Here is a 14512-nt window from a genome sequence, read left to right on the forward strand (position 1 = left end):
CTCGGGGGCCGGGTACTTGCGCGATCCGTCCCGCCCGTGTGGACTACCGCCAACGCTTCGCGCACGCGCGAAGCCGCAGACAACTTCGTAAACATGATCAGGAGGCAAACCGTGAGCGCGACCGCGGACCACGCGGAGGAGCGGACCAACCCTGCCGCGAGGCTGGGTTTCCAGCCCGAGCAGGTGGTCCAGGAGATCGGCTTCGACGACGACGCCGACCAGGAGCTCCGCGAGTCCATTGAGGAAGTCATCGGCAGCGAGCTCGTCGACGAGGACTACGACGACGTCGCTGACGCGGTGGTGCTGTGGTTCCGCGAGGACGACGGCGATCTGACGGACGCGTTGGTAGACGCCAGCCAGCTGGTCGACGACGGTGCCCCTGTCTGGCTGCTGACCCCGAAGACCGGCCGCGACGGCTATGTCGAGCCGAGCGACATCAACGAAGCCGCGCAGACCGCGGGTCTCTCGCAGACCAAGAGCATCAACGCGGGCAAGGACTGGGCGGGCAGCCGCCTCGTCACGCCGAAGGCGGCCGCCAAGAAGCGCTAGCCGACGAAAGACCCCAGCAGACACTCCGTGCGGCCCCCGCCGACGCCATGACGCGTCGACGGGGGCCGCACGCTTGCCCGGCGACACGCGGGGCCCCACGCGGGAGCACCGCCCTCGGCGCCTAGGCTGGGCCTCACCCGAACGGCTCCACGGAAGGAAAGCTTGACCATGACGATCGAGGTCGGCACGAAGGCTCCGGATTTCGAGCTCAAGACGCAGCACGGCGAGACCGTGCGGCTCTCGGACTTCCGGGGTGAGAAGAACGTGGTGCTGCTCTTCTACCCGTTCGCCTTCACCGGCGTCTGCACCGGCGAGCTGTGCGCCCTGCGCGACGAGCTGCCGAAGTTCGTCAACGACGACGTCCAGCTGCTCGCCGTATCGAACGACTCGCCGTTCAGCCTGCGCGTCTTCGCCGAGCAGGAGGGCCTCGAGTACCCGCTCCTGTCGGACTTCTGGCCGCACGGCGAGGCCTCGCGCGCGTACGGCGTCTTCGACGAGGAGAAGGGCTGCGCGGTGCGCGGCACCTTCATCATCGACAAGGAGGGCGTGGTCCGCTGGACCGTCGTCAACGGCCTGCCGGACGCCCGCGACCTCAACGAATACGTCAAGGCGATCGACACCCTCTGACCCCTCAGGGGGCACAGGGTGTGTGTCGCGCATCTCTCGGGGACGTCCCGGGGATGACACCCTGGGATTCTTCGGGTGCGGAGCCTGTGGCTGCCGGGAACCGGTCACTAGGATCCAGACGTTGATCCGATACCAACGCACGACGGGGCTCCCCGCCCCCGACACCATTGGGAGGACTCGTGGGAGTCAGCCTCAGCAAGGGCGGCAACGTATCGCTGACCAAGGAGGCTCCTGGCCTGACCGCGGTCATCATCGGTCTCGGGTGGGACGTCCGTACCACCACCGGTACGGACTTCGACCTTGACGCCAGCGCCATCCTGACGAACACGGAGGGCAAGGTCAGCAGTGACGCCAACTTCGTGTTCTTCAACAACCTGAAGAGCCCGGACGGCTCGGTCGAGCACACCGGCGACAACACCACGGGTGAAGGCGAGGGTGACGATGAGCAGCTCAAGGTCAACCTCGCCGGCGTCCCGGCCGATGTGGACAAGATCGTGTTCCCGGTCTCGATCTACGACGCCGAGAACCGCCAGCAGTCGTTCGGTCAGGTGCGCAACGCGTTCATCCGCGTCGTGAACCAGGCGGGCGGCGCGGAAATCGCCCGCTACGACCTCTCCGAGGACGCCTCGACGGAGACCGCCATGGTCTTCGGCGAGCTGTACAGGAACGGCGCGGAGTGGAAGTTCCGCGCCATCGGCCAGGGCTACGCCTCGGGTCTGCGCGGCATCGCGCAGGACTTCGGCGTCAACGTCTGAGCCGAGCACGACCGCATGACCGTCCGGCGCCGCACACGAGTGCGGCGCCGGACGCGCTCGACAACTCAAGCGACATCACACCGGGGAGGACCACGATCATGGGCGTCACGCTCGCCAAGGGGGGCAATGTCTCCCTCTCCAAGGCCGCACCGAACCTCACGCAGGTGCTGATCGGACTCGGCTGGGACGCGCGTTCCACCACCGGAGCCGACTTCGACCTCGACGCCAGTGCACTGCTGTGCAAGGACGGCCGGGTGCTCGGCGACGAGTGGTTCATCTTCTACAACCAGCTCACCAGCCCGGACGGCTCCGTCGAGCACACCGGCGACAACCTCACCGGTGAGGGTGAGGGCGACGACGAGTCGATCCTGATCGACCTGTCCAAGGTGCCGGCGTTCTGCGACAAGATCGTCTTTCCGGTCTCGATCCATGACGCGGACAACCGAGGACAGACGTTCGGCCAGGTCAGCAACGCGTTCATCCGCGTGGTCAACCAGGCGGACGGTCAGGAACTCGCCCGCTACGACCTGAGCGAGGACGCGTCCACGGAGACCGCGATGATCTTCGGCGAGGTGTACCGGTACGGCGGCGAATGGAAGTTCCGCGCCGTCGGGCAGGGGTACGCGTCGGGCCTCCGCGGCATCGCTCTAGACTTCGGGGTCAATGTTTCGTAAAGCCGTGCGCGGAGCGGGGGAGCCCCGTCCTACCGGCGCGGGGGAGACCCGTACTCACTTGATGGGGTAGCCAGTGGTTTTGAAAACCTTCGGCTGGTCGTTCGCAATTACTGCGCTCGGCTTGGTCGCGGCGGTGTTCTACGACGGATGGACAGCATTCGGGGTCGTCGCGATCCTTGCCGTCCTCGAGATCTCGCTGTCCTTCGACAACGCGGTGGTCAACGCCGGAATCCTGAAGAAGATGAATGCCTTCTGGCAGAAGATCTTCCTCACGGTCGGTGTGCTGATCGCCGTCTTCGGTATGCGGCTGGTCTTCCCCGTCGTCATCGTCGCGATCAGCGCGAAGCTCGGCCCCATCGAGGCGGTGGACCTCGCGTTCAACCAGCCCGACCGTTACCAGCAGCTGGTCACGGACGCGCATCCCTCGATCGCCTCCTTCGGCGGCATGTTCCTCCTGATGATCTTCCTCGACTTCGTCTTCGAGGAGCGCGACATCCAGTGGCTGCGCTGGATCGAGCGGCCGCTGGCCAAGCTCGGCAAGGTCGACATGCTCTCGGTCTGCGTCGCCCTCATCGCGCTGCTGATCGCTTCGGTGACCGTCGCGACGCAAGCCCACCAGCACGGTGGTGTGCACGTCGACAAGGCGGCGACCGTTCTGCTCTCCGGCGTCGCCGGCCTGATCACGTACTTGATCGTCGGTGGCCTCTCGGGCTTCTTCGAGAACCGTCTCGAGGAAGAGGAGGAGCGCGAGCACGAGGCTGAGGAGGAGGCCAAGCGGTCCGGCAAGAAGCCCACGGCCGTCGTCCTGGCGGGCAAGGCCGCGTTCTTCATGTTCCTGTACCTCGAGGTCCTGGACGCGTCGTTCTCCTTCGACGGTGTCATCGGCGCCTTCGCCATCACCAACGACATCGTGCTGATGGCGCTCGGCCTCGGTATCGGCGCCATGTACGTCCGTTCGCTCACGGTCTACCTGGTCCGCCAGGGCACCTTGGACGACTACGTGTACCTGGAGCACGGCGCGCACTACGCGATCGGCGCCCTTGCCGTGATCCTCCTGGTCACGATCCAGTACGAGATCAACGAGGTCATCACCGGCCTCGTCGGCGTCGTGCTGATCGCCTGGTCGTTCCTCTCATCCGTGCGCCGCAACAAGAAGCTCGCGGCCGCCGAGGGAAAAGCGACGGACCCGGGCGAGAAGGCTGAGGTTTCGTCCGGGCTCTGATCCTGGAACGCTGTGAGCGGGGCGGTCTGCGAGGAGAACTCCTCACCGGCCGCCCCGTCGGCGTAACTGGACCATGAAACATGGGCACTTGGGGGCGAAATGTCCTTCTGGGACGGACTGTGGCGGGGGCGTGCGGCGGACTTCGAGTCGGGCAGCGCCGCATCGAACTCCATCGAACTCACCAAGCGGCACCCGGTTGTCTCGCTCACCAAACAGGGGGCGGCCACCGGAAATCTGCGCATCAACCTGTCCTGGCGGATGCGGACCTCGGACATCGGCGGCCCCGAGCGCGAGAGCCTGCTGCGGCACCCCTTCAAGCTGTTCAAGCCCGATGTGGTGCAGGCCCATACGCAGAGCATGGTCAATGTGGACCTCGACCTCGGCTGTCTCTACGAACTGACCGACGGGGAGAAGGGCGTGGTGCAGCCGCTCGGCAGCTTCTTCGGTGCGCTCAACGCGCCGCCGTACGTGAAGCTCAGCGGGGACGACCGGTTCGGCTCGGCGTCGGGTGAGACGATCTACGTCAATCTCGATCACCGCGAGTCCATCAAGCGACTGCTTGTCTTCGTCTACATCTACGACCAGACCCCGGCGTTCGACCGTACGCACGCCCACGTCACGCTCTACCCGAGCAACGGACCACGCGTCGAGATCAGCCTCGACGAGCGCGCCCCACAGGCCCGCTCCTGCGCCGTCGTCACGATCGAGAACGTCAAGGGCGAGCTGATCGTGCGACGCGAGGTGAAGTTCGTGTACGGGTTCCAGGCCGAGCTGGACCGGCTGTACGGGTGGGGACTTCAGTGGGGCCGGGGGTACAAGTCCAAGGTCGGGGAGCGCTAGGCCCGGTGCTGGGGCCTCTGCCCCGCGGCCCTCTCCGGCCTCTGTGCGGCCCTGTCCGGCCCCGAGTCACCCGGGGCCGGTCGCGGTCTCAGCGGGAGATGAACTGCGGGCCCTGCGGCGGCAGCGCGAAGTTCGGGTCGGGCAGCGGCTGCACCGGCTGCGGATAGCCGTACGCGGGCTGCGTCGTCGGCACCGGCATGGCGAGCGGCGCGGGCTGCGTGGGCGCCGCCGGCGGATATCCGTACGACGGCTGAGAGGCGGGCTGGGCCGCGGTCTGGGGGAGCGACGCGGCGAGGGGCTGCGGCGCCGGCGCCTGCGGATACCCGTAACCCGAACCCGACCCGGATCCCCAACCTGCTCCTGCTCCTGCTCCTGTCCCTGGCCCAGACCCCGATCCTGACCCCGACGCCGATCCCGATCCCGTGAACGAGGTGTCGGGGGCCGGGGGAGGGAACGACGGTTCGGCGGCCGGCATCGGGCCCGGCGGGGACGACGGAAGATCCGTCGCCGGCTCCGACTCGTCCACCGAGATGCCGAAGTCCGTGGCCAGACCGACCAGGCCGTTCGAGTAGCCCTCGCCCAGGGCCCGGAACTTCCAGCCCTCGCCGCGCCGGTACAGCTCGCCGCAGATCAGTGCCGTCTCGGCGCCCGTCTCCGGCTTCACGTCGAAGTGGGCGAGGGGCTCGCCCTCGCCGGCCGCGGCGTCGTACAGGAGGATCCGCAGGGCGGGTACGCGGTCGAAGGGGACGTCGTCCGCCGAGGCCACGAGGAGGACGCGGCCGACCTCGGGGCCGAGGCCCGCCAGGTCCGACTGGATCGTGTCGGTGAGTCCGTCGGTGACTCGCTTCTTGCCGAGCCGCCAGACCTTGCCCGAGGGGTGCCGGGGCTGGTTGTAGAAGACGAAGTCCTCGTCGGACCGTACGCGACCGTCAGGGCCGAGGAGCAGGGCCGAGGCGTCGACGTCGGGCACGCCCTGGCCGCTGGTCCAGCGCAGCACGGCGCGTACCGCCGTGGCTTCGAGAGGGACGTTCGACCCCTTCAGCATCGCGTGCGTCATGCGGTCATCCTGCCTTCCCTGTCCTGGCCAGGACAACGCGGGGGCCCGAGATCGCGGGGCCGAGCGACATACTCGACATGGGTGGGTTACCTGAATTTCATGCCCGGTGGGAACCCTTGACATGGGTCCCTACGTACTATTACCGGCCACTTAAATTCGGGCCTGATCGGCACGACGGGGGAGTTTCATGCGTCATTTCGGGCATATCGCCCCTGAGGTGCGACAGCGTCTGTTCTATCGGGAGCCCGGCGACTTCACCGCGGACTCGTCGCCCCGCTTGCTCGCGGCGGCCCTCGGGGCCACGCTCTACAGCCCGGCCACGCGGCCGCGCCTCGCCGATGACGTCCTCAAGCAGGCGGCCCGGGGCGTCGTCTCGATGGTGCTGTGCCTGGAGGACTCGATCGACGACGCCGAGGTGGCGGACGCCGAGGGGAATCTGGTCAGGCAGTTCGCCGACCTCGCGGCCCGGACGGACGCGCGGCCTCCGCTGCTGTTCATCCGCGTCCGCGCCGCCGGGCAGATCACCGACCTCGTGCGCCGCCTCGGCCCCGCCGTGCGGCTGCTGTCCGGATTCGTACTGCCGAAATTCACCGAGGAGCGGGGCGGGCCGTTCCTGGAGGCGCTCTCCACCGCGGAGGCGGCCACCGGGCGGCGCCTCTTCGCGATGCCCGTCCTGGAGTCGCCCGAGCTCCTGCATCTGGAGACGCGGGGTGACACCCTCGCCGGGATCGCCCGCACCGTCGACAAGTACCGCGACCGCGTCCTGGCCCTGCGCCTCGGCGTGACCGACTTCTGCTCCGCGTACGGGCTGCGCAGGCCGCCGGACATGACCGCGTACGACGTCCAGGTCGTGGCCTCCGTGATCGGGGACGTGGTCAATCTGCTCGGCCGCGCCGACGGCACCGGCTTCACCGTGACCGGCCCTGTCTGGGAGTACTTCCGGCATCAGGAGCGGATGTTCAAGCCGCAGCTGCGCCGCAGCCCCTTCCTGGAGGGCCGGGCCGTCGAGCTGCGCCAGGCGCTCATCGAGCACGACATGGACGGCCTGCTGCGCGAGATCGAGCTGGACCGGGCCAACGGCCTGCTCGGCAAGACCTGCATCCATCCCTCGCACGTGATGCCCGTGCACGCGCTGTCCGTGGTCAGTCACGAGGAGTACGGGGACGCCCAGGACATCCTGCGGCCCGAGCGGGGCGGTGGCGGCGTCCTCAGATCCGCGTACACGAACAAGATGAATGAAGTGAAGCCGCACCGGGCCTGGGCCGAGCGGACTCTCCAGCGGGCGGAGGTCTTCGGCGTCGCCCATGAGGACGTCGGCTTCGTGGAGCTGCTCAACGCCGGCTTGCCCGCGTGACGAGCGCGCGAGTCATGATGAAAGCAACGAAAAGGGGCGAAGTGGTCTGGTCGGGGACATGGGTCGCACAGCGGCTCGGGGTCGAGCTCGTCGGTGACGAGGAGATATCCGGGCTGCTGGGCCTTGCCCTGCGCCGCAATCCCAAACGGGCCCATCTGCTCGTGTCGAACGTCCTGGGCAAGCATGTGCCGCAGTCTCCGGACGTGGTCTGGCGCGCCGGGTACGACCTCGGTCTGCGGGTGCGCGAGCTGCTCGGCGACGGCGGGGCGCGGCGGGCCGTCGTGCTCGGATACGCCGAGACGGCGACGGGCCTCGGGCACTCCGTGGCCGACGGCCTGGGCCTCGCGCCCTATCTGCACTCGACGCGGCGCCCCGTCGACGGGGTGGCGCGCGCGGGCGGCTTCGAGGAGTCCCACTCGCACGCCACCTCGCATCTGCTGCTGCCCGAGGACCCCCGGCTCCTCGCGGGCGACGGGGCGCTCGTCCTCGTCGACGACGAGTTCTCCACGGGCAATACGGTCCTGAACACGATCCGCGCCCTGCACGAGCGCTACCCGCGCGAGCACTACGTCATCGTCGCCCTCGTCGACATGCGCTCGCCCGGCGACCGGGACCGCCTGGCCGACTTCGCCAGTGAGATCGGCGCCCGCGTCGACCTGGTCGCGTCCGCCTCCGGCACCGTCAAGCTCCCCGACGACGTCCTCGCCAAGGGCCAGGCCCTGGTCGCCCACCACGAGTCCCTCGTCGAGGCCCCGACGGCGCGCACCGAGCCGGGCAGCGAGCCGTGCGCCGAGCCCGGCAGCGTGACGCGTGTGGACCTCGACTGGCCCGCGTCGGTGCCCGACGGGGGCCGGCACGGCTTCACGCCGGAGCACCGCGCGGCGCTCGACGCGGCGCTGCCCGCCATGGCCGCCCGCCTCGCCGCGCCGTTGGGGGACGCCCGCCGCGTACTCGTCCTCGGCTTCGAGGAGCTGATGTACGCGCCGCTCGCCCTGGCCCGCGAGGTCGAGAAGGGCACGCAGGCGCAGGTGCGCTACTCGACCACGACGCGTTCGCCGGTCCTCGCCGTCGACGACCCCGGCTACGCGATCCGCACCCGCCTCGTCTTCCCCGCCCACGACGACCCGGCCGACGGACCGGGCGAGCGCTACGCGTACAACGTCGCGGGCGGTGACTTCGACGCGATCGTCGCCGTCGTCGACTCCACCGCGGACACGCCTCAACTGCACTCCCCAGACGGCCTGTTGGCGCGCCTCGCCGAGCACACCCCGCGCGTGCTGCTCGCCGTCGTGCCCTCGTACGTCCCCGAGAGGACTGCCCCCGCAAAGGCCGTCCCCGAAAGGCCCCTCGTGTCCCCCACGCTCCCCGAGCCCCTCCGCGGCCCCGCCTTCTCCTCGTACGCGCCCGACGAGGTCGGCTGGCTGCTCCAGGACCTCTCGGACGTCGAGCTGGAGGCCCCGACCGAGGAGCGGGAGGAGGCGATACAGGGCGGTGGCGCGCACTACGCCGAGTCGCTGCCCGTCGAGTACCAGCCGAGCGCCGAGTACCAGGCACTGTTCCAGTCCGCCCTGGAGGTCTCCGCCGCGCGGATCGCGCAGGCCGTCGGCGTCGTGACCGAGACCGTGCTCGCGGAGCGGTCCCCGCGCCCCGTACTCGTCTCGCTCGCCCGCGCCGGGACGCCCGTCGGCGTGCTGATGCGCCGATGGGCGCAGGCGCGGCGCGGCCTCGACCTGCCGCACTACGCCGTCTCGATCGTGCGCGGTCGCGGCATCGACGCGAACGCGCTGCGCTGGCTCGCCGCCCACCACGACCCGGCCGACGTCGTCTTCGTCGACGGCTGGACCGGCAAGGGCGCGATCACCCGCGAACTGGCGGAAGCGCTCAAGGAGTTCCCGGGCTTCGACCCCGAGATCGCGGTGCTCGCCGACCCCGCTTCCTGCGTGCGCACCTACGGCACCCGTGAGGACTTCCTCATCCCGTCCGCGTGCCTCAACTCGACGGTCTCCGGCCTGATATCGCGTACGGTGCTGCGTGCCGATCTCGTCGGGCCGAACGACTTCCACGGCGGAAAGTTCTACCGCGAGCTCGCCGAGGCGGACGTCTCCACGCACTTCCTCGACACGATCGAGGCCCGCTTCGACGAGGTCGCCGACGCCGTGGACGCCCAGGTCAAGGAGATGCTCTCCGCCGACCGCGCGCCCACCTGGGAGGGCTGGGCGGCCGTCGAGCGGATCAGCGAGGAGTACGAGATCCACGACGTGAACCTCGTGAAGCCCGGCGTCGGCGAGACGACCCGCGTGCTGCTGCGCCGCGTCCCGTGGAAGATACTCGCCCGCACGGGCGCCGGCGCGGACCTCGACCACGTACGCCTGCTGGCCGAGCAGCGCGGGGTGCCCGTCGAGGAGGTCGCCGAACTCCCTTACACCTGCGTCGGGTTGATCCACCCGAAGTACACGCGGGGCGCCACCGGCGCGGACGGCAAGGCGGTGGGCGCGAAGTGAGCGCGACGCCCGTCACCCTGGTCGCCAGCGACCTCGACCGCACCCTGATCTACTCCGCCGCAGCCCTCGGCCTGACCGTGCCCGACGCCCAGGCACCGCGCCTGCTGTGCGTCGAGGTCTACGAGGGCAAGCCCCTCTCCTACGTCACCGAGGACGCGGCCGCGCTGCTCGGCGAACTCGGCCGCAGCGCACTCTTCGTCCCGACCACGACCCGCACCCGCGAGCAGTACGGACGCATCCACCTCCCGGGCCCCGCCCCGCAGTTCGCGATCTGCGCCAACGGCGGGCACCTGCTGGTGGACGGGGTGTCCGACCCGGACTGGCGTGCCGCTGTGGACGAGCGGCTCGCCGCCGAGTGCGCGCCGCTCGACGAGGTGCGGGCACATCTGGTGCGGACGGCCGATCCGGCGTGGCTCCTGAAGGAACGCGTCGCCGAGGACCTCTTCGCGTATCTCGTGGTCGAGCGGTCCCTGCTCCCGGAGGGCTGGGTCAAGGAACTCGCCGTGTGGGCGGAGAGCCGCGGCTGGACGGTCTCCCTCCAGGGCCGCAAGATCTACGCCGTCCCGAAGCCGCTCACCAAGAGCGCGGCCATGCGTGAGGTGGCCCGCCGCTCGGGCGCCGACCTGATGCTGGCGGCCGGCGACTCCCTGCTCGACGCGGACCTGCTCCTCGCGGCCGACCACGCCTGGCGCCCCGGCCACGGCGAGCTGGCGGACGCGGGGTGGACGGCGCCGCACGTCACGGCCCTGGAGGACCGGGGCGTCGCGGCGGGCGAGACGATCCTGCGGGAGCTGATCGGGGAGGTCCGGAACCCCCGCACGTCCCCGTCCCCGTAGGGGCCACCCGCACGCCGCACGCCGCACGCCGCACGTTCGGGTGAGGCCCCATGCGCTCGCCCTCCGTGCACCTACCTGCCGGAGGTCATCCGCAGCAGCCCCCGCCGCAGCAGCCCCCGCCTCCGCCCCCGCCGCCCGTGGGGCGGGCCGGGGCGGAGCTCGACGCGGTGCCGCCCACGGCGACCGTCGACAGCAGCTTCACCGTGTCGTCGTGGCCCGCGGGGCAGTCCGCGGGGGCCGAGGACTCGGCCATGGGGCGGCTCAGTTCGAACGTGTCGCCGCAGGTCCGGCAGCGGTACTCGTAGCGTGGCATAGGCACAGGTTAGCGGCCACGCCCGGCGGACGTCAGCGCACGACGGTCCCCTGGCCTGCCCCGAGCAGCACGAGTTCCGCCCGCGTGGGGGGGGCTCCCTCCCGGTCGCCCGGCTGCGCGACGGCGAAGGCGCCCGTCGTCACGGCGCGGTCGAGGTGCGCGGCCCCGATGGCGACGTTCGACTCGGCGCCCGCGACGGACAGGTCCATCGAGCCGCCCAGCTTGAACGGTCCGTGGCCGCGCAGCGCGACCATGGTCTCGCCGAAGGTGAGCACGTCGACGGGGGAGTCGACGGGGGACGTGAGGGGGGAGGCGACGGGGGAGACGGCCGGGAAAGGGCTCGACCCCTAAGCCGGTCCCGGCGCCGTCATCCGCACACCGCCTTGAACTCGGCCGCCCGCTTTCGCAGCTGACCCAGGTCCCCGCCGTCCGCCGCGTCGCCGATGAGCGGCGAGCCGACCCCGACCGCGATGGCGCCGCTCTCCAGATACGCGGTCGCCGCCGCCGCGTCGACCCCGCCCACCGGTACGAACGGCGTTCGGGGGAAGGGCCCCCTCAGCGCCTTCAGATACGACGGGCCGCCCATCGCCGACGCCGGGAAGATCTTCAGGGCCGTCGCCCCGGACGCCTCGGCCGCGATGACGTCGGTCGGGGTGAGCACCCCGGCGAGCACGGGCAGGCCCTGCCGCAGGGACTCGTCGACCCCGGGGCCGAGCCCTGGCGTCACGATGAGGTTCGCCCCGGCCGCGGCCGCTTCGCGGGCGTCCTCGGCGGTCAGGACCGTGCCCGCGCCCAGCCAGACGTCGTCGCCGAGCTCGTCCCGCGCCCTGCGGATCACCGTGAGGGCGTCACGGCCGCTGAGCGACACCTCCACCAGCGGGATCCCGGCCTCGGTCAGGGCCATGACCGTACGGAACGACGCGTCGGGATCGCTTCCCCGGACGATCGCCACGAGGCGATCGGTGCGCAGTGCGGTAGTGAAGTCCATGGTGCTCTTCCTCGGTTCCTCAAGGGGAGTTTCGGGGCGTTTAAGGGCGTTTTATAAAGCTTAGACACTCGGCTCGGGTCACCACTCGGCGAACGAGCCGTCCTCGTGCCGCCACACGGGGTTGCGCCAGGCGTGACCCCTGGCGTCGGCGGCGCGTACGGCCGCCTCGTCGATGTCCACGCCGAGGCCGGGCCGTTCGGTGCGCAGCAGTGATCCCCCGACGAAGCGGAACGGCTCGCGGTCGGCGACGTAGTCGAGGAGTTCGGCGTCCTCGTTGTAGTGATGCCGATCGACTGCTCCTGAATCAGGAAGTTCGGTGTGGTGAAGGCGACTTGGAGGCTCGCGGCGAGGGCCACGGGGCCGAGCGGGCAGTGCGGCGCGATGTGGGCCCCGTACATGATGTGGGCCCCGTACATCTCGGCGAGCGCGGCGATGCGGCGCAGCTCGGAGATGCCGCCCGCGTGCGAGATGTCGGGCTGCACCACGGCGACGCCGGCCTGGAGCGGGGCGAGGAACTCCCGTCGGGTGAAGAGCCGTTCGCCGAGCGCGATCGGGATGTTGGAGGCGTTCACCAGGTCGGGGACGGCGTGCATGTGTTCGGAGAGGACGGGCTCCTCGACGAACAGGGGCGCGTACTCGGCGAGCAGCGGGAGCAGCCGGCGGGCGTTCGCGGGGGAGACGCGGCCGTGGAAGTCGAGCGCGAAGTCCCGTTCGTCGCCGAGGACTTCACGTGCCGTCTCCGCGCGCAACAGGCACGCGCGGACCTCCTCGCGCGTGGCGAGCGGTGTCATGCGCCCGCTGCCGTTCATCTTCACCGCCGTGAACCCGGCCTCGACCTGTGCGCTCACCGCGTCCCTGACCTCGCTCGACTCGTCACCGACCACCCAGGCGTACGCGCGGATCCGCTCGCGCACCGGCCCGCCGAGCAACTCGTGCACCGGCTGCCCGTGCGTCTTGCCCTTGATGTCCCACAGTGCCTGGTCGAGCCCGGCGACGGCGGACGACAGGACCGGCCCGCCGCGGTAGAAGCCGCCCTTGGTCATGACCCGCCAGTGGTCCTCGATGCGCAGTGGGTCCTGGCCGACCAGATATTCGGCGAGCACCTCGACGGCGGCCCGCACCGGCTCCGCGCGCCCCTCGACGACGGGCTCACCCCAGCCGACGACCCCTTCGCCGGTCTCCACGCGGACGAACATCCAGCGGGGCGGGGCGAGGAAGGTCTCGATGCGGGCGATCGTCGCGTACGGGTTCCTCTCGGGGTGTCACGGGGGTGGGGCGGGGCCGTTGTCAGGGATGTCCGCGCCGGGACAGTTCGATCACGTCGAGCATCGCGGCGAAAGCGCCGTCCTGGTCCCGGGCGCGGACGAGTTCGGCGACCCGGGCGTGGGCGGGCAGCGGGTGCTCGTGCCGTCCGGCGTGCACGAGCCGGTCCCGTACGGCCAGGGCCGGGATGATGACGCGCCGCATCTGCGCGAAGAAGGGGTTGCCGGAGGCGGTGAGGAGCGCCGTGTGGAAGGAGGCGTCGGCGCGCACGGCGAGAACGGGGTCGCCTTCGGTCATGACGGCGTCGGTCATGACGGGCGTCTGCTCGGCGGCGGCCATCGCGCTCAGTGCTGCGTCGAGGGCGGAGAGATCCGCGTCCGTGCGGTGCAGCGCGGCGAGCGCGGCCGCGGCGGGCTCGACGGCGCGGCGGAGCTCAAGGAGGTCGGTGAAGAAGCCGCCGGGCGCGCCGGAGTCGATGGTCCAGCGCAGTACGTCGCTGTCGAGGAGGTTCCAGTCGTCGCGCGGGCGTAGGAGGGTCCCCCGCTTCTGCCGGGCGTCCAGCAGGCCTTTGGTGGCAGCACCTTGATCGCCTCGCGCAGCACGGTCTGACTGACGTCCAGTTCGGCCATGAGCCCCGGAAGATCGAGGAGATCCCCCTCCGCGTACGTCCCGTCGAAGATCCGCCGCGCGAGCGCCTCCACGGCGATCCGGTGGACGCCGCGTCCGGTGTACGCGACCCCCGGCGCGCCGTCACGGCTCGGGCTGTCCGTGCGCGGGCTGCCCCTGTCCTTGCGCGTCATGGGGGGCGGCCTCGCACCAGAGCCGGTTATTTATCAATTATTCTCGGCGGTCCAGGCCCGTCAGTGATTTTGGTGGTCTCGGTGGCGCCGCTGACCCGGGCTGCGGCGGCCTCGAGGGTGGGGTGCGGCCGCCGGCCGGCGCGTGCGCGATCCTCGCGGGCGGCGGCTTCCGGGTGGCGCGCACGCCAGTACGGGTTGTCGTGCGGCAGCGTTCCGCTGACGCGCCCGTACATCCCGAAGGCCATGAGCATCACGCCGACCACGAAGCTGAACAGTACGTTCTGGATCTGGAACGCGAGGAAGTTGTAGTCGGTCTGGAGAAGGGCGAGGTTCACGAAGCCGCTGAGGATGAACAGGATGCCGAAGGTCATGTTGATCGTCGAGGCGACGTTCCGTCCGATGACCATGCCCGCGAAAAGGATCAGACCGACGCAGATCGACAGGACGCTGAGGGCGCCGTTGGTGTTCAGGCCGGCGACCTTGTCGCCGCCGGTGTCGAAGAATCCGATGTGATCGATGAGCCCCAGAATGCCGAAGGCGACCAGCACGAGCCCCATGAGGCCCGCGCCTATCCGGTAGACCTTGCTGAGCCCGTGGTCGACGGGCAGATGATCGTCGAGGACGACGCGCTGATGCCGGAACCGGGCCGGGCGGACTTGGGGCGCATGCGTGGCCATGACCGCCTCCCTGCACATACGTACCTCAAGGATCCGCCCGTTGCCCCGATGGCGCC

The 14512-nt window shown here is 70.3% G+C and carries 16 protein-coding genes and 1 pseudogene; 9 read left to right on the top strand and 8 right to left on the bottom strand.

The window, feature by feature from the left end; genetic code table 11:
* Nucleotides 1-111 precede the first annotated feature (111 nt).
* From OG758_RS32515 to OG758_RS32540, 6 genes are all read left to right on the top strand, one after another.
* Nucleotides 112-549, top strand: coding sequence for a DUF3052 domain-containing protein (locus OG758_RS32515; protein WP_266564628.1), 438 nt, complete (start codon nucleotides 112-114; stop codon nucleotides 547-549).
* Between the two features lie 168 nt (nucleotides 550-717).
* On the top strand, nucleotides 718-1176 hold the full coding sequence (locus tag OG758_RS32520) for a peroxiredoxin (protein WP_100591938.1): 459 nt from the start codon (nucleotides 718-720) through the stop codon (nucleotides 1174-1176).
* Nucleotides 1177-1355: 179 nt separating this feature from the next.
* Nucleotides 1356-1931: a TerD family protein gene (locus OG758_RS32525; protein WP_100591939.1), complete on the top strand. Its 576-nt coding sequence runs from the start codon at nucleotides 1356-1358 to the stop codon at nucleotides 1929-1931.
* Nucleotides 1932-2029: 98 nt separating this feature from the next.
* A complete protein-coding gene (locus OG758_RS32530; RefSeq protein ID WP_100591940.1) occupies nucleotides 2030-2605 on the top strand; it encodes a TerD family protein in 576 nt (191 codons plus the stop codon).
* Between the two features lie 73 nt (nucleotides 2606-2678).
* Nucleotides 2679-3827: a DUF475 domain-containing protein gene (locus tag OG758_RS32535; protein ID WP_326713186.1), complete on the top strand. Its 1149-nt coding sequence runs from the start codon at nucleotides 2679-2681 to the stop codon at nucleotides 3825-3827.
* A gap of 99 nt (nucleotides 3828-3926) precedes the next feature.
* Nucleotides 3927-4667 (top strand): TerD family protein, encoded by a 741-nt coding sequence (locus OG758_RS32540; RefSeq protein ID WP_100591942.1) that lies wholly within the window; start codon nucleotides 3927-3929, stop codon nucleotides 4665-4667.
* Nucleotides 4668-4755: 88 nt separating this feature from the next.
* Here OG758_RS32540 and OG758_RS32545 read toward each other — a convergent pair whose 3' ends face one another.
* Entirely contained in the window at nucleotides 4756-5724 is a 969-nt protein-coding gene (locus OG758_RS32545) for a TerD family protein (RefSeq protein ID WP_326713187.1), read from the bottom strand.
* 187 nt (nucleotides 5725-5911) lie between these two features.
* On the opposite strand from OG758_RS32545, the gene OG758_RS32550 reads away from it, so the two are divergent.
* The 3 genes from OG758_RS32550 to OG758_RS32560 are packed head-to-tail and all read left to right on the top strand — an operon-like array spanning nucleotide 5912 to nucleotide 10415.
* Nucleotides 5912-7078: an HpcH/HpaI aldolase/citrate lyase family protein gene (locus OG758_RS32550; protein WP_326713188.1), complete on the top strand. Its 1167-nt coding sequence runs from the start codon at nucleotides 5912-5914 to the stop codon at nucleotides 7076-7078.
* 14 nt (nucleotides 7079-7092) lie between these two features.
* Complete coding sequence (locus tag OG758_RS32555; protein ID WP_326713189.1) at nucleotides 7093-9579, top strand: phosphoribosyltransferase; 2487 nt, start codon at nucleotides 7093-7095, stop codon at nucleotides 9577-9579.
* Nucleotides 9576-10415 carry an HAD family hydrolase gene (locus tag OG758_RS32560; protein WP_326713190.1) on the top strand — a complete coding sequence of 280 codons (840 nt, stop codon included), beginning with the start codon at nucleotides 9576-9578 and terminating at the stop codon, nucleotides 10413-10415. The genes OG758_RS32555 and OG758_RS32560 overlap by 4 nt, the downstream gene beginning before the upstream one ends.
* 85 nt (nucleotides 10416-10500) lie before the next feature.
* Here the strand turns inward: OG758_RS32560 and OG758_RS32565 are convergent, their stop codons facing one another.
* The 7 genes and pseudogenes from OG758_RS32565 to OG758_RS32595 form a co-directional block, all read right to left on the bottom strand.
* The gene (locus tag OG758_RS32565) at nucleotides 10501-10728 is read right to left on the bottom strand and encodes an FmdB family zinc ribbon protein (protein ID WP_326713191.1); all 228 of its coding nucleotides are present in this window, start codon (nucleotides 10726-10728) and stop codon (nucleotides 10501-10503) included.
* Between the two features lie 32 nt (nucleotides 10729-10760).
* On the bottom strand, nucleotides 10761-11003 hold the full coding sequence (locus OG758_RS49125) for a hypothetical protein (protein ID WP_442810362.1): 243 nt from the start codon (nucleotides 11001-11003) through the stop codon (nucleotides 10761-10763).
* A gap of 92 nt (nucleotides 11004-11095) precedes the next feature.
* A complete protein-coding gene (locus OG758_RS32575; RefSeq protein ID WP_326713192.1) occupies nucleotides 11096-11716 on the bottom strand; it encodes a bifunctional 4-hydroxy-2-oxoglutarate aldolase/2-dehydro-3-deoxy-phosphogluconate aldolase in 621 nt (206 codons plus the stop codon).
* A 78-nt stretch (nucleotides 11717-11794) separates the two neighbouring features.
* Nucleotides 11795-12912, bottom strand: a pseudogene (gene dgoD / locus OG758_RS32580) (galactonate dehydratase).
* 91 nt (nucleotides 12913-13003) lie between these two features.
* Nucleotides 13004-13369: an FCD domain-containing protein gene (locus OG758_RS32585; RefSeq protein ID WP_326716107.1), complete on the bottom strand. Its 366-nt coding sequence runs from the start codon at nucleotides 13367-13369 to the stop codon at nucleotides 13004-13006.
* Entirely contained in the window at nucleotides 13324-13779 is a 456-nt protein-coding gene (locus OG758_RS32590; protein WP_326713193.1) for a hypothetical protein, read from the bottom strand. The genes OG758_RS32585 and OG758_RS32590 overlap by 46 nt, the downstream gene beginning before the upstream one ends.
* A 26-nt stretch (nucleotides 13780-13805) precedes the next feature.
* Nucleotides 13806-14456 carry a DUF4383 domain-containing protein gene (locus OG758_RS32595; RefSeq protein ID WP_326713194.1) on the bottom strand — a complete coding sequence of 217 codons (651 nt, stop codon included), beginning with the start codon at nucleotides 14454-14456 and terminating at the stop codon, nucleotides 13806-13808.
* Between the last annotated feature and the right edge of the window lie 56 nt (nucleotides 14457-14512).

The sequence above is a fragment of the Streptomyces sp. NBC_01474 genome, assembly GCF_035918215.1.
Taxonomy (GTDB): Bacteria; Actinomycetota; Actinomycetes; order Streptomycetales; family Streptomycetaceae; genus Streptomyces; species Streptomyces aureus.